Raw genomic sequence first — 21,262 nt, forward strand, 5'->3', positions numbered from 1 at the left:
CTCAGGTTTCATCTAGCTGAAATGGGGTCGGGCCGACCGGCGGCGTGAAGGCACCATGACCTTTGGGATATGGTGTTGCCGTGAAGTGGTGCATTACTTTGCTACCACACCTGTCCACGCATCCTTCAGGGACCCGACGATGTCGCACCCAACCTTCCTGTCCGGCCGTCGCAGCGGAATCTGCGCTGCCGCACTGCTGATCTCCACCTCCCTGCTGCTGGGCGGTTGCGCCGCAGGGCCCAATTCCGAAGCCAAGGCTGCCGAGACCAAGGAGGAGAAGAAGGTCGACGCAGTCCCGGTCGAAGTGGCGGTGGCCAGCCATCGTGCCGTCGCGGCCAGCTACACGGGCACTGCCGCGCTGGAACCACGCGCCGAGTCGCAGGTGGTCGCCAAGACCTCCGGCGTGGCGCTGGCGGTGCTGGTCGAGGAAGGGCAGCGGGTCACCGCCGGCCAACCGCTGGTGCGGCTGGACCCGGATCGTGCACGGCTGGCCGTTGCACAGAGCGAAGCGCAGATGCGCAAGCTGGAAAACAATTACCAGCGCGCACAGAAGCTGGTCGGCCAGCAGATGGTCAGCGCCGCCGATGTCGACCAGCTGCGCTACGACCTGGAAAACGTCCGCGCGCAGTACCGGCTGGCCACGCTGGAGCTGTCCTACACCACGGTGGTGGCGCCGATCTCCGGCGTGATCGCATCGCGCTCGATCAAGACCGGCAACTTCGTGCAGATCAACACGCCGATCTTCCGCATCGTCGACAACTCGCGGCTGGAAGCCACCCTCAACGTGCCCGAGCGTGAACTGGCCACCCTGCGCGCCGGCCAGCCGGTGACGCTGGCGGCCGACGCGCTGCCGGGGCAGAGCTTCACCGGCACCGTTGATCGCATCGCGCCGGTGGTGGATTCGGGCAGCGGCACGTTTCGCGTGGTCAGCGCCTTCGACGGCGCCGCACACGCGCTGCAGCCCGGCATGTTCGGTCGCATCCGCATCGACTACGACCAGCGTGCCGATGCGCTGGTCGTACCGCGCCTGGCGTTGCTCGACGACGGTGAGCCGGCGGTGTTCCGCGTGCGCGAAGGCAAGGTCGCACGCGTTCCGGTCAAGCTGGGTTACGCCGAGGGCCCGTGGGTGGAGATCCGTGATGGCCTGGCGGCCGGTGATCAGGTGGTCACCGCCGGCAAGGTCGCCCTGCGCGACGGCACCACGGTGCAGGTGATTGCCGATCCGAAGGCGAAGACGGTCGCTGCGGCCGCCAAGCCCGCAGACAAGGCCGGGAGCAAGCAATGACCGCCCCGGGCCACGACCACGGTGCCTCGCCGGCGAGCGACGGCGCCGCCGCCGGCATGCGCGGCGGCCTGGTGGAGTTTGCCACCCGCCGCCGCGTGACCATCGCCATGTGCACGGTCACGCTGCTGCTGTTCGGCCTGATCGCGCTGGGCAATCTCAAGGTCAACCTGCTGCCCGACCTGAGCTACCCGACGCTGACCGTGCGCACCGAATACACCGGTGCAGCGCCGACTGAAATCGAAACCCTGATCACCCAGCCGGTCGAAGAAGCGGTCGGCGTGGTCAAGAACCTGCGCAAGCTGAAGTCGGTCTCGCGCACCGGCCAGAGCGACGTGGTGCTGGAATTCGCCTGGGGCACCAACATGGACCAGGCCAGCCTGGAGGTGCGCGACAAGATGGAAGCGCTGAACCTGCCGCTGGAGGCCAAGGCCCCGGTGCTGCTGCGCTTCAATCCGTCAACCGAGCCGATCATGCGCCTGGTGCTGTCGAACAAGACGGCGCCGACCAGCGATGCCGATGCGGTGCGCGAGCTGACCGGCCTGCGCCGCTATGCCGATGAAGACCTCAAGAAGAAGCTGGAGCCGGTCACCGGTGTGGCGGCAGTGAAGGTGGGCGGCGGCCTGGAGGACGAGATCCAGGTCGACATCGACCAGCAGAAGCTTGCCCAGCTGAACCTGCCGATCGACACCGTCATCAAGCGCCTGAAGGACGAGAACATCAACATTTCCGGCGGCCGCCTGGAGGAGGGCTCGCAGCGCTTCCTGGTGCGTACCGTCAACCAGTTCGCCGACCTGGAGGAGATCCGCAACCTGCTGGTGACCACCCAGGCCGCCAATGGCAGCGCGGCGGACTCGGCGCTGCAGCAGATGTTCAACATCGCCGCGTCGACCGGTTCGGCGGCCGCCATCGCGGCGGCGTCGGCGGCACAGAGCGCATCGTCCGGCGGTGGCTCCAGCGTGGTTGCCAACGGCGTGCCGGTGCGCCTGAAGGACGTGGCCACCGTGCGCCAGGGCTACAAGGAGCGCGAAGCGATCATCCGCCTGGGCGGCAAGGAGTCGGTCGAGCTGGCCATCTACAAGGAAGGCGACGCCAACACCGTGTCCACCGCTGAAGCGCTGCGCAAGCGCCTGGAGCAGATCAAGGGCACGTTCCCGTCCGATGTCGAGCTGACCACCATCGAGGACCAGTCGCGCTTCATCGAGCACGCCATCGCCGACGTCAAGAAGGATGCCGTGATCGGCGGCCTGCTGGCGATCCTGATCATCTTCCTGTTCCTGCGCGATGGCTGGAGTACGTTCGTGATCAGCCTGTCGTTGCCGGTCTCGATCATCGCCACGTTCTTCTTCATGGGCCAGCTCGGCCTGAGCTTGAACGTGATGTCGCTGGGTGGCCTGGCATTGGCCACCGGCCTGGTGGTGGATGACTCGATCGTGGTGCTGGAGAGCATCGCCAAGGCCCGTGAGCGTGGCCTGGGCATCCTGCAGGCGGCGATCGCCGGCACCCGTGAAGTGAGCATGGCCGTGGTCGCCTCGACCCTGACCACCATCGCGGTGTTCCTGCCGCTGGTGTTCGTCGATGGCATCGCCGGGCAGCTGTTCCGCGACCAGGCGCTGACCGTGGCGATCGCCATCGCGATCTCGCTGCTGGTGTCGATGACCCTGATCCCGATGCTGAGCTCGCTGAAGGGGCGGCCGCCGCTGGCGTTCCCGGAAGAGGCGCCGAACGCAGCATGGCAGCCGCAGAAGCGTTGGCAGAAGCCGGTTGCACTGGGCCGCCGTGGCGTGCTCGCCAGCGTGCGCTGGAGCTTCTATGCGCTGGCCTGGCTCGTGGTGCGCCTGTGGCGCGGCGTGGTGGCGGTGGTCGGCCCGGTGATGCGCAAGGCCAGCGACCTGGCGATGAAGCCCTATGCAGGCGCCGAGCGAGGCTACCTGCGCCTGCTGCCGAGTGCGCTGGCGCATCCCGGCAAGGTGCTGGGCGTGGCAGCCATCATTTTCGTGGCGACCATGGCGCTGGTGCCGATGCTTGGCGCCGACCTGATCCCGCAGCTGGCGCAGGACCGTTTCGAAATGACGGTGAAGCTGCCGGCCGGCACGCCGCTGAAGCAGACCGATGCGCTGGTGCGCGAGCTGCAGCTGGCGCATGGCAAGGGCGAAGGCGTGGCCTCGCTGTATGGCGTCAGTGGCAGCGGCACCCGGCTGGATGCCAGCCCGACCGAAAGTGGCGAGAACATCGGCAAGCTGACCGTGGTGATGGAAGGTGGCGGCAATGCGCACACTGAAGCGGCGATCACCGAGCGCCTGCGCGGCACCATGAGCCAGCACCCGGGTGCCCAGGTCGACTTCGCGCGGCCGGCGTTGTTCAGCTTTTCCACGCCGCTGGAAATCGAACTGCGCGGGCAGGACATGGCGACCCTGGAAGTGGCCGGCCAGCGCCTGGCGGCGATGCTGCGCGGCAACGCCCACTACGCCGACGTGAAGTCGACGGTGGAAGAGGGCTTCCCGGAAATCCAGATCCGCTTCGACCAGGAGCGCGCCGGTGCGCTGGGCCTGACCACCCGCCAGATCGCCGACGTGGTGGTGAAGAAGGTGCGTGGCGACGTCGCCACCCGCTACAGCTTCCGTGACCGCAAGATCGACGTGCTGGTGCGCGCCCAGGAAGGTGACCGCGCCAGCGTGGAGAGCATCCGCCGGCTGATCGTCAATCCGGGCAGCACCCGCCCGGTGACCCTGGACGCGGTGGCCGACGTGGTCGCCACCACCGGCCCCAGCGAGATCCATCGTGCCGACCAGACCCGGGTCGCGGTGGTATCGGCCAACCTGCGCGACATCGACCTGGGCGCCGCCATGCGCGAAGTGCAGCAGATGGTGGCCGAGCAGCCGCTGGGCGCGGGCGTCGGCCTGCACATCGGCGGCCAGGGCGAGGAACTGGCGCAGGCGGCGAAGTCGCTGATCTTCGCCTTCGGCCTGGCGATCTTCCTGGTCTACCTGGTGATGGCCTCGCAGTTCGAATCCCTGCTGCACCCGTTCGTGATCCTGTTCACCATCCCGCTGGCGCTGGTCGGCGCGATCCTGGCGCTGATGCTGACCGGAAAGCCGATCTCGGTGGTGGTGTTCATCGGCCTGATCCTGCTGGTCGGCCTGGTCACCAAGAATGCGATCATCCTGATCGACAAGGTCAACCAGCTGCGCGAGGCCGGCGTGGCCAAGCATGAGGCGCTGGTGGAGGGTGCGCGTTCCCGCCTGCGCCCGATCATCATGACCACGCTGTGCACGCTGTTCGGCTTCCTGCCGCTGGCGGTGGCGATGGGCGAGGGCGCCGAAGTGCGTGCACCGATGGCGATCACCGTGATCGGTGGCCTGCTGGTGTCGACGCTGCTGACGCTGCTGGTGATCCCGGTGGTGTACGACCTGATGGATCGTCGCGGCGACGCCTACTACCGTGAGCGCGGCCGCAAGCACGCCGGTGAGGGCCTGCATGGCGACGAGGGCGGCACAGCGGGTGTGGAGGAACCGGCATGAGTGTTGCCGAGTTCTCCATCCGCCGTCCGGTCACCACCATCATGTGTTTCGTGTCGCTGGTGGTGATCGGCCTGATCGCTTCGTTCCGGCTGCCGTTGGAGGCGCTGCCGGACATCTCCGCGCCGTTCCTGTTCGTGCAGATTCCCTACACCGGCTCGACCCCGGAAGAAGTGGAACGGACCATCATCCGTCCGGTCGAGGAATCGCTGGCGACGATGACCGGCATCAAGCGCATGCGCTCGTCGGCCACCTCCGAGGCGGCGCTGATCTACATCGAGTTCAGCGACTGGGACCGCGACATCGCCATTGCCGCGTCGGACGCGCGCGAGCGTATCGACGCGATCCGCAGCGACCTGCCCGACGACCTGCAGCGCTACAACGTGTTCAAGTGGTCCAGCAGCGACCAGCCCGTGCTGAAGGTGCGGCTGGCCAGCACCACCGACCTGACCACCGCCTATGACATGCTCGATCGTGAGTTCAAGCGGCGCATCGAGCGTATTCCCGGTGTGGCCCGCGTCGATATCACCGGTGCGCCGCCGAACGAGGTGGAGATCGCCATCGATCCGAACCGGCTCAACGCGCATGGGTTGAGCATCAACGAGCTGAGCGAGCGCCTGCGCACGCTGAACTTCTCGATCTCGGCCGGGCAGATCGATGACAACGGCCAACGCGTGCGCGTGCAGCCGGTAGGCGAGATCACCGACCTTCAGGAAATGCGCGACCTGGTGATCAACGCCAAGGGCCTGCGCCTGGGCGACATCGCCGACGTGCGCCTGAAGCCGGCGCGGATGAACTACGGGCGCCGCCTGGACGGCAACCCGGCGGTGGGCCTGGACATCTTCAAGGAACGCAGCGCCAACCTGGTGGACGTTTCGCGTGCGGCACTGGCCGAGGTCGAGGCGATCCGCGCGCAGCCGTCGATGCGCGACGTGCAGATCAAGGTGATCGACAACCAGGGCAAGGCAGTGACGTCCTCGCTGCTGGAACTGGCCGAGGCCGGCGCGGTCGGCCTGATCCTGTCGGTCACCGTGCTGTTCTTCTTCCTGCGCCATTGGCCGTCGACGCTGATGGTGACCCTGGCCATTCCGATCTGCTTCACCATCACCCTCGGCTTCATGTACTTCGTCGGGGTGACACTCAACATCCTGACCATGATGGGCCTGCTGCTGGCCGTCGGCATGCTGGTCGACAACGCGGTGGTGGTGGTGGAGAGCATCTACCAGGAGCGCGAGCGCATGCCGGGGCAGCCACGGCTGGCCTCGATCATCGGCACCCGCAACGTGGCCATCGCGCTCAGCGCCGGCACGCTGTGCCACTGCATCGTGTTCGTGCCGAACCTGTTCGGCGAGACCAACAACATCAGCATCTTCATGGCGCAGATCGCGATCACCATCTCGGTCTCGCTGCTGGCCTCGTGGCTGGTGGCGGTCAGCCTGATCCCGATGCTGTCCGCGCGCATGGCCACGCCCAAGCTGGTGCACTCGCAGACCGGCCTGATCGCGCGCCTGCAGCGACGCTATGCGCAGCTGCTGGACTGGTCACTGCATCACCGCGGTTGGAGCCTGCTCGGCATCCTGCTCGTGGTGCTGGTCAGCCTGGTGCCGATGAAGCTGACCAAGGTCGACATGTTCGGTGGTGAGGGGGGCAAGGACATCTTCATCGGCTACATGTGGAAGGGCGCCTACACCTACCGCCAGATGTCCGAGGAAGTGGCGCGGGTGGAGAACTGGATCGACCAGAACCGCGAACGCCTGCACGTGAAGCAGGTGTATTCCTGGTACAGCGAGCAGGAAGGCAGCTCCACGGTGGTCACCCTGGACGAAAAGTTCGCCAAGGACATCAAGTCGCTGCAGGAGGAACTGCGCAAGGGCCTGCCGAAGTCGGCACGCACCGATTACTTCGTCGGCAACCAGGGCGGCGATGGCGGTGGCGGCAGCAACCAGGGCGTGCAGGTGCAGCTGGTGGGTGATTCCAGCTCGATGCTGCAGGAGATCGGCCAGGAAGTGGTGCCGTTGCTGGCGCAGCGTGCCGAGCTGCGTGACGTGCGCATCGACAACGGCGAGAAGGGCGGAGAGCTGAAGGTGCGCGTCGACCGCGAGCGTGCCGCAGCGTTCGGCTTCAATGCCGAGCAGGTGGCCAGCTTCGTCGGCCTGGCGCTGCGCGGCGCGCCGATGCGCGAGTTCCGCCGCGGTGACAACGAAGTGCCGGTGTGGGTGCGCTTTGCCGGCGCCGAGCAGAGCAGCCCGGAAGACCTGGCCGGTTTCAGCGTGCGCACCGGCGATGGCCGCAGCGTGCCGCTGCTGAGCCTGGTCACCGTGGACGTTGGTTCGTCGGCCACCCAGATCGGCCGCACCAACCGCCAGACCACGTTGACCATCAAGGCCAACCTGGCCGAGAAGGTCACCGCGCCGGACGGGCGCAAGGCGATCGAAGCCGTGCTCAAGCCGATGAACTTCCCGGCCGGCTATGGCTTCACCTTCGACGGCGGCGACTACGGCAACGACGACGAGGCCATGCAGCAGATGGTGTTCAACCTGCTGATCGCACTGGTGATGATCTACGTGGTGATGGCGGCGGTGTTCGAGTCGCTGCTGTTCCCGGCGGCGATCATGAGCGGAGTGCTGTTCTCGATCTTCGGCGTGTTCTGGCTGTTCTGGATCACCGGCACCTCGTTCGGGATCATGTCCTTCATCGGCATCCTGGTGCTGATGGGCGTGGTGGTGAACAACGGCATCGTGATGATCGAGCACATCAACAACCTGCGGCGCAGCGGCATGGGCCGCACCCAGGCGCTGGTGGAAGGCTCACGCGAACGCCTGCGCCCGATCATGATGACCATGGGCACGGCGATCCTGGCGATGATCCCGATCTCGCTGACCGATACGCAGATGTTCGGCAATGGCCCGGAGTATTCGCCGATGGCGCGCGCGATTGCGGGCGGCCTGGCGTTCTCGACGGTGGTCAGCCTGCTGTTCCTGCCGACGATCTATGCGGTGCTCGATGACCTGCGCAATGCCGTGACGCGGTTGATCCGCCGTGCACGCGGGCTGGAGAGGATGGAGCCGGGCGCTGCCCGGCCGTAATGCGCGCCAACGTGTTGTGGTGTGGGGGAGGCCGGTCGTAGTGGGGCGGTCTCCCCCTTTTTTTTCTGCTCGCCGCGTCGCGGCGTCGCCCGAGCATGGGCTCGGGCGCTACAGATTCTGTGGCCGGTTGAGAGGCTTACCCCGCCACCTTGCCCCACACCTTGAAGGTGGTCAGCCACAGGCCGAGCATGCTGCCGATGTTGGTCAGCATGAAGGTCAGCACCACGCGGGTAACGCGATTGCGGTACCAGCCCTTCAGGCTCTGCGCATCGTCGCGCAGCTTCAGGAAGTCCTCGTAGGCCGGCTTGCGCAGGCGCGCTTCCACCAGCGCCGAGAATGCGCCGGTCGGGATGCTCAGGCGGAACGGCTTGAACGGGGCCACCGCGATCGCGGTGAGAATGCTCAGCGGGTGACCGCCTGCCAGCAGGCAGCCCAGGCCCGCCAGGCCGCCGGTATACATTGCCCAGGTCGCCAGCAGCTCGGTGCCCACGCCCAGGCCGCCGCGGTAGAAGCCCACACCGATGCCGGTCGCCACGATCGCCAGGATGCCGAGCGTGAACCACGGGATGTTGCGCTTCTTCGGCACCGCCTCCAGCTCGGCGCGCAGCGGCGCCGGTGCCTCGGTATCGGTTTCCAGGTAGCGCGCCAGCCCGGCCAGGTGACCGGCACCGACCACCGCCAGCACTTCACGCTGCTGCGGGGTGTGCTCCTCGCGCAGGCGCGTGGCCATGTAGCGGTCGCGCTCGCCGATGATGGTTTCGTACAGCGCCGGGCTCTCGCTGGCGAACTCACCGAAGCTCGATTCCAGCATGTCGCCCTGCTTGAGCTTTTCGATCTCGTTCTCGCCCACTTCCTCGGACGAGAACAGGCCGGCGCCCAGCCCGGCAACCAGCTTCAGCTTGCCGAAGAACCCAAGCCGCTGCGACGCCCGGCGGAAGGTCAGGCCGACCTCGCGGTCGATCAGGTGCACCGGCAGGTCGCGTTCGCGCGCCAGTTCCACCGCGCGTTTCAGTTCCGCGCCCGGCTCGATGTCGAGCTGTTCGGCCAGGCGGCGCTGGTAGGCGGACAGGGCCAGGTTGGCGGCGAACAGGGCGACGCGGCCCTTGCGGATCACCTCGACCAGGTCGAGCTTGGCCAGCGTGTCCGGGTCGCTCAGCGCCTGCAGGCGCTGCGGGTCCAGTTCAACGGCCACGGCGTCGAAGCGACCGCTGTCGATGGCTTTCTCCACCGCCTCGACGCTGGCGCGTGAGACATGGGCGGTGCCCAGCAGGGTGTAGCGCACGCCGTCGCGTTCGACGACGCGCACCGGCTGGCCGGCGAACAGGTCGTCACCGGTCTCGGGAAGGGTTTCGGTCATGGGTTCATTCATTGGAAGGTGCGGTGTCGGCGCCATCGCCGAGCGCGCGCTGCATCTGCACGGTGTCCAGCCAGCGGCCATGCTTGCGGCCGAGGCCACGGAACACGCCGACCAGCTCGAAGCCGAAGCGTTCGTGCAGCTTGATTGAAGCGGTATTGGTCGGTTCGCCGATCACCGCCACCATCTGCCGGTAGCCACGCGCCACGCAGGCGTCGATCAACGCCTGCAGCAGGCCGGTGCCGACGCCCTTGCCCTGGAACGCGGCATCGACGTAGACCGAGTTTTCCACGGTCCACTGGTAGGCAACGCGGGTGCGGTAGGTGTTGGCGTAGGCATAGCCGGCCACCTGGCCGTCAATCTCGGCGACCAGGTAGGGGAAGCCGCGGTCGATGATGTCGCGCATGCGGCGCAGCATCTCGGACGCGTCCGGGATGTCGTACTCGTAAGTGTTGACGAAGTCGGTCACTTCCACCGCATAGATCGCGGTGATCGCGTCGATGTCGGCCGGGCCGGCATCACGGATGAGGACGGCCATGCGCGGGCTCCGGCTCAGTCGATGTAGCGCTTGAGCAGGTCGCCGTAGGCATCGATGCGGCGATCACGCAGGAACGGCCAGATGCGGCGCACGTGCTCGCTGCGCTGCAGGTCGACGTCGCACAGCAGCACGGTGGCCTCGGTGCCGGCCTCGGCCAGGAACTCGCCCTGCGGGCCCAGCACGTGGCTGTTGCCCCAGAACTGGATGCCCGACGCGCCCAGCGGCGAGGCCTCGTGGCCGACGCGGTTGCAGCTCAGCACCGGCAGGCCGTTGGCCACCGCATGGCCGCGATGGCTCAGCACCCAGGCGTCGCGCTGGCGGGTCTTCTCGTCCTGCACGTCGTCCGGATCCCAGCCGATCGCAGTCGGATACAGCAGCAGCTCGGCGCCGGCCAGCGCCATCAGGCGCGCCGCTTCCGGGTACCACTGGTCCCAGCACACCAGCACGCCCAGGCGGCCCACCGAGGTATCGATCGGCGTGAAGCCGATGTCGCCCGGGGTGAAGTAGAACTTCTCGTAGAAGCCCGGGTCGTCCGGGATATGCATCTTGCGGTATTTGCCGAGCAGCGTACCGTCCTTCTCGAACACCACGGCGGTGTTGTGGTACAGCCCGGCAGCGCGGCGCTCGAACAGCGAGCCGACCAGCACCACGCCATGCTGCTTCGCCAGCGCGCCAAGGCGCTCGGTGCTCGGGCCCGGAATCGGCTCGGCCAGGTCGAACTCGTCCACCGATTCGTGCTGGCAGAAGTAAGGACCGTTATGCAGTTCCTGCAGCAGCACCAGCTTGGCACCCTGCGCAGCCGCCTCGGCCACGCGTGCTTCGATCACCGCCAGGTTGGCGGCGGCATCACCGTGGTTGCGCTCCTGGATCAGGGCGACGGTAAGGGGGCTGCGCGAGTTCATGCGGGGCGTTCCTGCGGGGGAAAACCAGCATGTTAGCGCGGATGGGCGGCGACGGCGTGTCGCGCGCTGAATGGCGCAGCGGGTAGTGCCGGCCGCTGGCCGGCAATCCCGCGGATCCATCAGGCATTGCAGGGTTGCCGGCCAGCGACCGGCACGACCGTTACGCCTCCAACAGCCCAGCCGGCAGCTGCATGGTGATGCAGTGCAGGCTGCCGTTCTGCCAGATCAGCGAGCGGCAGGGCACCTGCACGATCTCTCGGCCCGGGTGCGCCTGTGCCAGCACGTCGCGGGCCAGGTCATCGGCCGGGTCGCCATAGGCCGGCATCAGCACCGCGCCATTGACGATCAGGTAGTTGGCGTACGAGGCAGCCAGGCGACGGCCTTCGTCGATCACCGGCCGGGCCCACGGCAGCGGGAACAGGCGGTACGGCTGGCCATCCTTGGTGCGTAGCGCGGCCAGCTCATTGCCCATCGCCTGCAGTTCGGCGTAATGCGAGTCGCTCTCGTCGTCGCAGGCCTGGTAGACGATGCTGTCAGCGGAGGCGAAGCGGGCGAGGGTATCGATGTGCGCGTCGGTGTCGTCGCCTTCCAGGTAGCCGTGGTCCAGCCACAGCACGCGGTCCTGCTGCAGCCAGTCGGCCAGGTCGGCGCTCAGGCTGGCGCGGTCGCGGTCCGGGTGGCGCTCGTGCAGGCACTTCCAGGTGGTCAGCAGGGTGCCTTCACCGTCGGTCTCGATGCCGCCGCCTTCCAGCGCGAACGGAATGCTGCGGACCGGCGCATCGTTGAATACGCCGGCCTGGTCGAGCACGCCCACCAGCTGGTCATCCAGGGTGGCGTCGAACTTGCCGCCCCAGCCGGTGAAGCGGAAATCCAGCAGCTGGAAGCCGCCGTCGGCACGGCGCAGGGTGATCGGGCCGGAGTCGCGCAGCCAGGTATCGTCGTAGGCCGCCGTGGTGAAGTGGACCTTGTCCATATCGATGCGGTTGGAGCGCAGCCGCATCTCGGCGTAGGTCTCCACATCGTCGTCGGCCACGCAGACCAGCACCGGCTGGAAGCGGGTGATGGCCGCGACCAGGGCGATGTAGGTCTCTTCCACCTGGCCCAGGCGGTCGGCCCAGTCGGTATCGGCGGTGGGCCAGGCAATCAGGACGCCGCTCTGGGCTTCCCACTCGGCAGGAAAACGAAGGGTCTGGTTCATGGTCTCGCTACACAGGCCCGCCCACGGCGGGTAATGGGATCAACGGATCGGCGGTTTCGGGCCGATTTCGTTCGGGTCCGCCTGGTTGGCCACCACGTCGATCACCTTCTGCTTCTCGAAGTAGACGGTGAACTGCGGGTACACCCAGCGGTTGATGGTCGGCCATTGCCGCTTCTGCCCGCCACGCGGCTGCAGCTGCTCGCTGGGCGCGCCGAACTGCGCCTGCACCTGCTGCATGCTCTGGCCGCGCACGGGCAGGGCACCGGCCGGCTTCTCGCGGGCACGGTCGACAAGCAGGGTATCGGCCAGTGCCGGTGTGGCGGCGGCCAGGGTGGCCATCACGGCCAGGGCGGACAGGTAACGCTTCATCTCGATCTACTCCCCAGTGGTCAAGAAAGGCGATTACAGCAAAAACGGCAGGAAAAAGCCGCATAAACAAAAAACCGCCCGAAGGCGGTTTCTTGCATGGGGTCGGCCCCGCGTAGGGCCAGCCGCAGCCGGAAGGCTGTGAGGCTTAGCGCTGACGCGCCTTGAAACGCGGGTTCGACTTGCAGATGACGAAGATCTTGCCACGACGACGCACGACCTTGCAGTCACGGTGACGGGCCTTCGCCGACTTCAGGGAGGACAGGACTTTCATGGCATACCTCGGCGTAAACAGTAGTTGTTCGGGTGGAGCGTGGCCGCGATATGCGAAAGACAATCGGCAGTTGACGCTCGTTCAAGCCCGCCATTCTACCGGGCTTTTCCTCGTGGTTTCAAGTGGTTGCACAAAAGATCCCGCTGGGGGCGTCTGGCAGGGGCTAGAATGGCCTCTTCACACGCTCTGGGACCCCCATGAATCCACTCGCTCCCGTCCTGACCATCGACGGCCCATCCGGGGCCGGCAAGGGTACCATCAGCCGCATCATCGCGCGCCGGATGGGCTGGCATTACCTGGATTCGGGCGCGCTGTACCGGGCGGTGGGCGTGGCCGCAAGCTGGGCCGACATCGATACCTCCGACGCCTCGGCGCTGGTGCGTTGCACCTTCGACACCCGCGTTCAGTTTGTCGAGCAGGGCGATGCCATGCGGGTCATGGTCAACGGCACCGATGCCACCGACGAGCTGCGCCTGGAGACCACCGGTGCGCTGGCCTCGGCCATTGCCGCCATTCCCGAGGTCCGCGCTGCCCTGAAGGAGCGCCAGCGCGCATTCAGGGAGCTGCCGGGCCTGGTCGCCGACGGCCGCGACATGGGCACGGTGATCTTCCCGGACGCCTCCTACAAGGTCTTCCTGACCGCCAGTGCCGAGGAGCGCGCCGAGCGCCGGCATAAGCAGTTGAAAGACAAGGGGGTTTCTGTTAACTTTGATGACCTCCTGCGCGAGATCATGGCCCGCGACGCCCGTGATGCCCAGCGTACCGTGGCGCCCCTGAAGCCGGCAGACGATGCTGTCCTCATCGACACCACAGGCATCGGCATCGATGATGTCGTTGCCAGAGTGATGGATCTGCTTCCGGTTCCGGCTGCCTGATCCGTTCGCGCGGGAGCGCTGCCAGCAGCATCGGCGGTGGTCGCGCATAGCAGTGCTGTACCAGCTCCGTCGCGCAATGATGCGTGGCGGTTTTCCTACTACACACGACCTGCGTTTCCGGGGTCGACCAACAGGCGGGCGGTCGCCATTCCCCTGAAGGGGACGCCACCGACCCATGTGTCCAACAGAGTAAATCTAATGACCGAATCATTTGCCGAACTGTTTGAAGCCAGCCAGGCCAATCTGGCCAAGCTGAAGCCGGGCGCCATCGTCAGCGGTACCGTTGTTGAAGTCCGCGGCGACGTCGTGGTGATCAACGCTGGCCTGAAGTCCGAAGGCATCGTGCCGATCGAACAGTTCCGTAACGACGCTGGCGAAATCGACGTCGCCGAAGGCGACATCGTCAAGGTCGCCCTCGACTCGATCGAGAACGGCTTCGGCGAAACCGTCCTGTCGCGCGAGAAGGCCAAGCGCGCGATGGTGTGGGACGAGCTGGAAGAAGCGTTGGAAAAGAACGAAACCATCACCGGCCGCATCAGCGGCAAGGTCAAGGGTGGTTTCACCGTGGACATCAAGGATGTCCGCGCCTTCCTGCCGGGTTCCCTGGTCGATGTGCGCCCGGTGCGCGATCCGGCCTACCTGGAAGGCAAGGAACTCGAGTTCAAGCTCATCAAGCTGGACCGCAAGCGTAACAACGTCGTGGTCTCGCGCCGCGCTGTCGTCGAAAGCGAGCACTCGGAAGAGCGCGAGCAGCTGATGGACAAGCTGCAGGAAGGCGCGATCCTGAAGGGTGTCGTCAAGAACCTGACCGATTACGGCGCGTTCGTGGACCTGGGCGGTATCGACGGCCTGCTGCACATCACCGACATGGCGTGGAAGCGCGTGCGTCACCCGTCGGAAGTCGTGAACGTCGGCGACGAGCTGGACGTCCGCGTGCTGAAGTTCGACCGCGAGCGCAACCGCGTTTCGCTGGGCCTGAAGCAGCTGGGCGAGGATCCGTGGGACAACATCGGCCGTCGTTACCCGGCCAACAGCCGCGTCTTCGGCAAGGTCTCCAACGTCACCGATTACGGTGCGTTCGTTGAGATCGAGCCGGGCGTCGAAGGCCTGGTGCACGTCTCGGAGATGGATTGGACCAACAAGAACGTCAACCCGTCCAAGGTTGTCCAGGTTGGTGATGAAGTCGAAGTGATGGTGCTGGACGTCGATGAAGAGCGTCGCCGTATCTCGCTGGGCATGAAGCAGGTTGCCGCCAATCCGTGGGAAACCTTCGCTGCCACCCACAAGAAGGGTGACAAGGTGTCGGGCCAGATCAAGTCGATCACCGACTTCGGCATCTTCATCGGCCTGGACGGCGGCATCGACGGCCTGGTCCACCTGTCCGACATCAGCTGGAACACCACCGGCGAAGACGTCGTTCGCAACTTCAAGAAGGGCGATACCCTGGACGCCGTCGTCCTGGCTGTCGATCCGGAGCGCGAGCGCATCTCCCTGGGCGTGAAGCAGCTGGAGCAGGATCCGTTCGGCCAGTACATGGCTGCCAATCCGAAGGGCTCCAAGGTTGAAGGCGTGGTGAAGGAAGTCGACGCCAAGGGCGCGATCATCGAGCTGGCTGACGGCATCGAAGGTTACGTCTCGGCCCGCGACATCGCCAACGAGCGCGTTGACGACGCCACCCAGCACCTGAAGGTCGGCGACAAGGTCGAAGCCAAGTTCGTGGGCATGGACCGCAAGGGCCGTACCCTGCAGCTGTCGATCAAGGCCAAGGACGACGCGGAAATGCGCGAAGTGCTGGAGGAATACCAGTCCTCTTCGGCTTCCAGCGGCACCACCCAGCTGGGCGCGCTGCTGCGTGCACAGCTGAACGGCAACAAGTCCGAGTAATCGGCCTTACGCTGTTCGTTGTTTCCTGGACGGCCCGGGCATTGCCCGGGCCGTTTCAGGCTGAGATGCCCCTGATGTGAGCCGGTAATGACCAAATCCGAACTGATCGAAATCCTTGCGCGCCGCCAGGCGCACCTGAAGGCCGATGATGTCGATCTGGCGGTGAAGTCGTTGCTGGAAATGATGGGCGGATCGCTGTCCGCCGGGGATCGCATCGAAATCCGTGGATTTGGCAGCTTCTCGCTGCACTATCGTCCGCCGCGCCTGGGTCGCAACCCGAAGACCGGCGAATCGGTTGCCCTGCCGGGCAAGCATGTCCCCCATTTCAAGCCGGGCAAGGAACTGCGCGAGCGGGTCAGCAGTGTGCTGCCGCTGGACGCCGATCCGGCCTGAGCCTTCCGTCGCGCCACCGCGTGCGAATCCAGCCGCGAGTCGGATAAGCTACGGACTCCTGCCACTGGAGCTGTCGCATGAAGGTTTTTCGTCTGCTGGTCCTGCTGGCGGTACTCATTCTTGGGTTGATCATCGGTGCCATGAACATGGACGAGATGACCATCAACCTGCTGTTCACCCAGCTTAAGACCTCGGTCGGCGTGGCCATCATTGCCGCGTTGCTGATCGGCGTCATCGTTGGCGCTGGCCTGGTGCTGGTGAGCGTGGTCATTCCGCTCTACAGCCAGCTGCGCCGCGCCAACAAGTCCGCTGCCGCCACGCCGGCACCGGTTGCTTCCCCTCAATCTTTTGATGGACGCTGATCGAAGATGGATTTCGTCACCGAGTGGTTCTGGTTCTTCCTGTTCGTTCCGCTGGCCGCCCTGGCTGGGTGGGTGATCGGGCGGCGCGGTGGTCAACGCCACGGTGACAGCCAGGTCAGCCGCCTGTCGAGCACCTATTTCCGTGGCCTGAACTACCTGCTCAACGAGCAGCCGGACAAGGCCATCGAGCTGTTCCTGCACATCGCCGAGCTGGACAAGGAAACCTTCGAGACCCAGGTCGCGCTGGGCCACCTGTTCCGCCGCCGCGGCGAAGTCGACCGCGCCATCCGCCTGCACCAGGGCCTGGTCAACCGCCACGACCTCAGTGATGCACAGCGCGTGCAGGCCCTGCTGGCGCTGGGCGAGGACTACATGAAGTCCGGCCTGCTGGACCGTGCCGAGACCGTGTTCACCGAGCTGGCGCAGCTGGATCAGCGTGCACCGCAGGCACTCAAGCACCTGATCGGCATCTACCAGGCCGAGCGCGACTGGGAAAAGGCGATCGACAACGCGACCCGTTTCGAGGACGTCACCGGCGAGCCGATGGGCAAGCTGATCGGACAGTTCGAATGCGAACTGGCCGAACGTTTCCGTGGCGCCGGCAAGCTGGAAGAGGCGAGGGCAGCGATCGCCCGCGCCTACCAGGCCGACGCGATGTCGGTGCGCGCCGGCATCATCGAGGGCCGGCTGGAAACCGACGCGGGCAATCCAGAGGCCGCCGTGCGCGCCTTCGAGCGCGCCGCGCGCAACGACCCCGAATACCTGCCGGAACTGCTGCCGGCACTGATGCAGAACTATCGCAGGGTCGGCGATCTGGCAGGTGCACGCGCGTTCCTGTCGGAGATGACCGAGCACTACCGCGGCATCGCCCCGGTACTGGCGCTGACCCGGTTGATGGAAGAGCAGGAAGGCGTGGCGCCGGCCCGTGCCTACCTCGGTCGCCAGCTCAAGGATCGCCCGTCGGTACGTGGCGAATCCGCGCTGATCGATCTGACCCTCGCCGAGGGAGCCGATTCCACCGCCACCCTGCATGACCTCAAGCACATCACCGACCAGCTGCTGGTGCGCAACCCGGCCTATCGCTGCACGCGCTGCGGCTTCGGTGCGCGTACCCACCACTGGCAGTGCCCGAGCTGCAAGGAGTGGGGGACGGTCAAGCCGCTGCTGAACTACGCGGTGCTCTGATCCATGCCCTGGCTTGTGATGGGCGCGCTGCTGGGGCTCGCCCTGCTCAGTGCGTTGCTGACCTGGGCTGCGCGGGGCTATGCACTGCGCCAGCAGTTGATGGACCAGCCGGGCGAGCGTCGCAGCCATAGCGTTGCCACCCCGCGCGGTGGCGGCATCGCCATCGTCATCAGCCTGCTGGTGACCGCCGGCGTGGCCATCTGGGCCTGGCCCGAAAGCACGCCGACGGTGCTGGTGGCCAGCCTTGGGCTGGTGCTGGTGGCCGGTATCGGCTGGTGGGACGACCACAAGCCCCTGCCGGCGATGCGTCGCCTGCTGGTGCATTTCATCGCCGCAGCGCTGTTGGCCGGCTTGGTCAAGGTGAATGGTGGCAGCTGGCTGTTGTCGGTGCTGGTGCTGCTGTTCACCGCGTCGCTGATCAACATCTGGAACTTCATGGACGGCATCAATGGCATCGCCGCCAGCCAGGCCGTCGTGGCGATGCTGGGGCTGGCGCCGGTGCTGCCGTGGCCCTATTCACTGGCCGCCGTGGCGCTGGGCCTGGCCTGCCTTGGATTCCTGCCGTTCAACTTCCCTCGCGCCCGGATCTTCATGGGCGATGTCGGAAGCGGTGCGCTGGGGTATGCGGTCGCAGTGGTGCTGGCGATCGCCAGCGTGCGTACCGATATCAACTGGATCCTGCTGCTGGTACCGGTTTCGCCGTTCCTCGTGGACGCGGGCTTCACACTGCTGGCGCGCATCATTTCCGGACAACGCTGGATGGAACCCCATACCCAGCATGTCTACCAGCGCGCGGTGCAGGCAGGAGCCAGTCACCCGCAGGTGACAGGGATGTACTTTGCTTTGGGTCTGTTCAGTATTACAGTGTTCAATGTCTGCTCCAATTTGCAGCCGAGGTGGGAGGCTGTCGTGGCGATCGCGTGGTTCATCGCGCTGAGCGTCCTCTGGCTCCTCCTGCGCAATGGAATGCGCCACCGACAAGGAATTACCTGAATTATGGCTTCACCCTGGCGGGACAGAATCCTCGGCCTGATGCCGCGTTCGGCCATCGTCTGCCACGACCTCTTCATGGTCTGGGCATGCTGGCAGCTGCTCCATGCAGGGCGTTACTCGATCCTGCCCAACGCCCCGGCGCTGCCCCTGTGGAACGTCGATACCACCCTGGTCCTGCTGCTGCAGGGCCTGGTGTTCTGGCGCGTGGGCCTGTACCGCGGCCTGTGGCGGTTTGCCAGCGTCAGCGACCTGCTGAACATCTTCAAGGCCAGCTTCATCGGCATGGTGGCCATCATCCTGGTGCTGATGTGGAAGCGCTTCGACGGCGTACCCATGTCGGTGCTGGTGATCTACCCGTTCGCGCTGTCGGCACTGCTCGGCGCGCCGCGCCTGCTGTACCGCGCCTGGAAGGACTACCAGGCACTGCAGTCCGATTCCAGCGCCCGCCGCGTGCTGATCCTCGGCGCCGGCCAGGCGGCCGAGACCCTGGTGCGCGACCTGCGCCGCTCCGGCAACTTCGAGCCGGTCGGCCTGCTCGACGATGCACCGCACCTGCGTGGCGCCAAGCTGCAGGGCCTGCCGATCCTGGGCACGCTGGATGACGCGCCGACGGTGGTCCGCGAGACCGCTGCCAAGCTGCTGGTCATTGCCATGCCGTCGCTGGACGCCGCAGGCATGCAGCGCGTCGTCGCGATCTGCGAAAGCACCGGCGTGCCGTTCCGTACCGTGCCCAAGCTCAGTGACATCCTGCAGGGCCAGTCGCTGCCGGGCCAGCTGAAGGAAGTGGCGATCGAGGACCTGCTGGGGCGCAAGCCGATCATGCCGGACTGGAACCTGATCCGCGGCTGGTTGGGTGGGCGCACCGTGATGGTTACCGGCGCCGGTGGTTCGATCGGCTCGGAGCTGTGCCGCCAGTGCGCGCGGCATGGTGCCGGTCGCATCATCCTGCTGGAGATCAGCGAGCTGCTGCTGCTGACCATCGAGGGCGAGCTGCGTCGCAGCTTCCCCGATGTCGAGATCGAGGCGGTGCTGGGCGACTGCGGTGACCCGGCGGTGATCCGCCACGCGCTGTCGCTGCACCCCGTCGATACCGCTTTCCATGCGGCCGCCTACAAGCATGTACCGGTGCTGGAACGCCAGCTGCGTGAAGCAGTGCGCAACAACATCCTGGCGACCGAGAACGTCGCGCGCGCCTGCCTGGAAGCCCGCGTGGAGCATTTCGTGTTCATCTCCACCGACAAGGCGGTCGACCCGGTCAATGCGCTGGGCGCAAGCAAGCGCTACGCCGAGATGATCTGCCAGAGCCTGGACCAGAAGTCCACGCATACCCGTTTCGTCACGGTGCGCTTCGGCAACGTGCTGGCGTCGGCCGGCAGCGTGGTGCCGCTGTTCCGCGAGCAGATCCTGCGCGGTGGCCCGGTCACGGTCACCGACCCGGAAGTCAGCCGCTACTTCATGACCATTCCCGAGGCCTGCCAGCTGATCCTGCAGGCGGCCGCATCGGCGTCGCATGGTGCGATCTATACCCTCGACATGGGCGAGCCGGTGCCGATCCGCGTGCTCGCCGAACAGATGATCCGCCTGACCGGCAAGCAGCCGTACAAGGACATCCAGATCATCTATACCGGCCTGCGTCCGGGCGAGAAGCTGCACGAGACGCTGTTCTATTCGGACGAAGATTACCGCTCCACCGCGCACCCGAAGATTCTTGAAGCCGGCGTGCGTACGTTCTCGCGCGACCTGGTGCTGGGCAACGTTCCGCGCCTGCGCGAGGCGATTGCCAGCTACGACACCGCCCGCATCCAGGAAATCCTGTTTGCGACGATGCCGGAATTCTCGCCAATCGAACAGGATGCTTACATTTCATCCGCTAAAGTCGTGCCTTTTCCGGCACGTGAGGCCAACAGGCACCAATGAGCAAGCGAATTCGCAAAGCAGTTTTCCCGGTGGCAGGATTGGGGACGCGTTTTTTGCCAGCAACCAAGACTGTGCCGAAGGAGATGCTGCCGATCATTGATCGGCCGCTGATCCAGTACGCGGTGGATGAGGCGATCGAAGCCGGCTGTGACACGCTGGTGTTCATCACCAACCGCTACAAGCACGCCGTTGCCGACTATTTCGACAAGGCGTACGAGCTGGAGCAGAAGCTTGAGCGCGCTGGCAAGCAGGAGCAGCTGGAACTGATCCGGCACGTGCTCCCCAATGGTGTGCGCGCGATCTTCGTGACCCAGGCCGAGGCGCTGGGCCTCGGGCACGCGGTGCTGTGTGCCAGGTCGGTGATCGGTGACGAGCCGTTTGCCGTACTGCTGCCCGACGACCTGATCTGGAACCGCGGTGCGGGCGCGCTGAAGCAGATGGCCGACCTCAACGAAGCCAGTGGCGCCAGCGTGATCGCGGTCGAAGACGTGCCGCACGATAAGACCGCCAGTTACGGCATCGTCGCCACCGACGCGTTCGATGGCCGCAAGGGCCGTATTTCGCAGATCGTCGAGAAGCCGAAGCCGGAGGACGCGCCGAGCGACTTGGCGGTGGTGGGCCGTTACGTGCTCAGCCCGAAGATCTTCGAGCTGCTGGAACAGACCCAGACCGGTGCCGGCGGCGAGATCCAGCTGACCGATGCGATTGCCGAGCTGCTGAAGACCGAAGAAGTCGATGCCTATCGTTTCGAGGGCACCCGCTTCGACTGCGGCACGCACCTGGGTCTGGTGGAGGCGACGATCCGCTTCGCGCTGGACAACCCGAAGCTGGCTGGCCCGGCGCGGGAGAAGCTGGCGGCGATGCTGGCGGAATAAGGGTTTTATCAAGCGCTCCGTGCGGCGCCTTGATTGATACGTGGGGGAGGGGGCGGGTGGCCCTCTCCAAAACACGCCAAAGCCCTTCCATGGTGCTCGATGGCGCCATCCATGGCGCCAACGGTTTTGGAGAGGGCCATCCGCCCCCTCTCGACAGTTTCCGTGTGGCGCGGACGGGAAGGGCGGAATCAAAGGCAGAAGCAAAAGCAAAAAGGCAGCCACTGGCTGCCTTTTTTCGTGGGTTGGGGTCAGATCCCTTT

At 65.9% G+C, this 21,262-nt stretch carries 17 protein-coding genes; 11 read left to right on the plus strand and 6 right to left on the minus strand.

Annotated elements, in window-relative coordinates; genetic code table 11:
* The first annotated feature begins 139 nt into the window (after window positions 1-139).
* Genes AC5P8R_RS12860 through AC5P8R_RS12870 form a run of 3 tightly spaced genes read left to right on the plus strand, consistent with a single transcriptional unit; the run spans window position 140 to window position 7,886 of the window.
* Complete coding sequence (locus tag AC5P8R_RS12860) at window positions 140-1,285, plus strand: efflux RND transporter periplasmic adaptor subunit (protein ID WP_014036886.1); 1,146 nt, start codon at window positions 140-142, stop codon at window positions 1,283-1,285.
* Window positions 1,282-4,803: an efflux RND transporter permease subunit gene (locus tag AC5P8R_RS12865; RefSeq protein WP_069117150.1), complete on the plus strand. Its 3,522-nt coding sequence runs from the start codon at window positions 1,282-1,284 to the stop codon at window positions 4,801-4,803. Before AC5P8R_RS12860 ends, AC5P8R_RS12865 begins: the two co-directional genes overlap by 4 nt.
* Window positions 4,800-7,886: an efflux RND transporter permease subunit gene (locus AC5P8R_RS12870; RefSeq protein WP_495223497.1), complete on the plus strand. Its 3,087-nt coding sequence runs from the start codon at window positions 4,800-4,802 to the stop codon at window positions 7,884-7,886. The genes AC5P8R_RS12865 and AC5P8R_RS12870 overlap by 4 nt, the downstream gene beginning before the upstream one ends.
* Window positions 7,887-8,022: 136 nt before the next feature.
* On the opposite strand, the gene AC5P8R_RS12875 is transcribed toward AC5P8R_RS12870, so the two are convergent.
* The 6 genes from AC5P8R_RS12875 to ykgO form a co-directional block, all read right to left on the minus strand.
* Window positions 8,023-9,243, minus strand: coding sequence for a TraB/GumN family protein (locus AC5P8R_RS12875; protein WP_014646845.1), 1,221 nt, complete (start codon window positions 9,241-9,243; stop codon window positions 8,023-8,025).
* A gap of 4 nt (window positions 9,244-9,247) precedes the next feature.
* A complete protein-coding gene (locus AC5P8R_RS12880; protein ID WP_014646846.1) occupies window positions 9,248-9,778 on the minus strand; it encodes a GNAT family N-acetyltransferase in 531 nt (176 codons plus the stop codon).
* Between the two features lie 14 nt (window positions 9,779-9,792).
* Window positions 9,793-10,680: a carbon-nitrogen hydrolase gene (locus tag AC5P8R_RS12885; protein ID WP_049419256.1), complete on the minus strand. Its 888-nt coding sequence runs from the start codon at window positions 10,678-10,680 to the stop codon at window positions 9,793-9,795.
* A gap of 160 nt (window positions 10,681-10,840) precedes the next feature.
* Entirely contained in the window at window positions 10,841-11,878 is a 1,038-nt protein-coding gene (locus AC5P8R_RS12890; protein WP_495223498.1) for an agmatine deiminase family protein, read from the minus strand.
* Window positions 11,879-11,917: 39 nt separating this feature from the next.
* A complete protein-coding gene (locus AC5P8R_RS12895) occupies window positions 11,918-12,217 on the minus strand; it encodes a hypothetical protein (RefSeq protein ID WP_227837998.1) in 300 nt (99 codons plus the stop codon).
* Window positions 12,218-12,392: 175 nt separating this feature from the next.
* Entirely contained in the window at window positions 12,393-12,518 is a 126-nt protein-coding gene (gene ykgO, locus AC5P8R_RS12900) for a type B 50S ribosomal protein L36 (RefSeq protein WP_005409283.1), read from the minus strand.
* Between the two features lie 197 nt (window positions 12,519-12,715).
* Here ykgO and cmk point away from each other — a divergent pair, with 197 nt between their 5' ends.
* The 8 genes from cmk to galU all read left to right on the plus strand — a co-directional run bounded on the left by cmk (window position 12,716) and on the right by galU (window position 21,002).
* Entirely contained in the window at window positions 12,716-13,393 is a 678-nt protein-coding gene (gene cmk / locus AC5P8R_RS12905) for a (d)CMP kinase (protein WP_414605874.1), read from the plus strand.
* A 198-nt stretch (window positions 13,394-13,591) separates the two neighbouring features.
* Window positions 13,592-15,277, plus strand: a complete 1,686-nt coding sequence (gene rpsA / locus AC5P8R_RS12910) for a 30S ribosomal protein S1 (RefSeq protein ID WP_005416230.1) — start codon at window positions 13,592-13,594, stop codon at window positions 15,275-15,277.
* An 87-nt stretch (window positions 15,278-15,364) separates the two neighbouring features.
* The gene (locus tag AC5P8R_RS12915) at window positions 15,365-15,670 is read left to right on the plus strand and encodes an integration host factor subunit beta (protein WP_005409286.1); all 306 of its coding nucleotides are present in this window, start codon (window positions 15,365-15,367) and stop codon (window positions 15,668-15,670) included.
* A gap of 77 nt (window positions 15,671-15,747) precedes the next feature.
* Window positions 15,748-16,032 (plus strand): LapA family protein, encoded by a 285-nt coding sequence (locus tag AC5P8R_RS12920; protein WP_014646849.1) that lies wholly within the window; start codon window positions 15,748-15,750, stop codon window positions 16,030-16,032.
* A 6-nt stretch (window positions 16,033-16,038) separates the two neighbouring features.
* Window positions 16,039-17,217, plus strand: coding sequence for a lipopolysaccharide assembly protein LapB (lapB, locus tag AC5P8R_RS12925; protein WP_014646850.1), 1,179 nt, complete (start codon window positions 16,039-16,041; stop codon window positions 17,215-17,217).
* Between the two features lie 3 nt (window positions 17,218-17,220).
* Window positions 17,221-18,210 (plus strand): MraY family glycosyltransferase, encoded by a 990-nt coding sequence (locus tag AC5P8R_RS12930; RefSeq protein WP_134808768.1) that lies wholly within the window; start codon window positions 17,221-17,223, stop codon window positions 18,208-18,210.
* Between the two features lie 3 nt (window positions 18,211-18,213).
* The gene (locus AC5P8R_RS12935) at window positions 18,214-20,127 is read left to right on the plus strand and encodes a polysaccharide biosynthesis protein (protein WP_014646852.1); all 1,914 of its coding nucleotides are present in this window, start codon (window positions 18,214-18,216) and stop codon (window positions 20,125-20,127) included.
* Window positions 20,124-21,002 carry a UTP--glucose-1-phosphate uridylyltransferase GalU gene (galU, locus tag AC5P8R_RS12940; protein WP_032960751.1) on the plus strand — a complete coding sequence of 293 codons (879 nt, stop codon included), beginning with the start codon at window positions 20,124-20,126 and terminating at the stop codon, window positions 21,000-21,002. The genes AC5P8R_RS12935 and galU overlap by 4 nt, the downstream gene beginning before the upstream one ends.
* Window positions 21,003-21,262 lie beyond the last annotated feature (260 nt).

This window comes from Stenotrophomonas sp. YJH_SMC_73 (genome assembly GCF_059370155.1).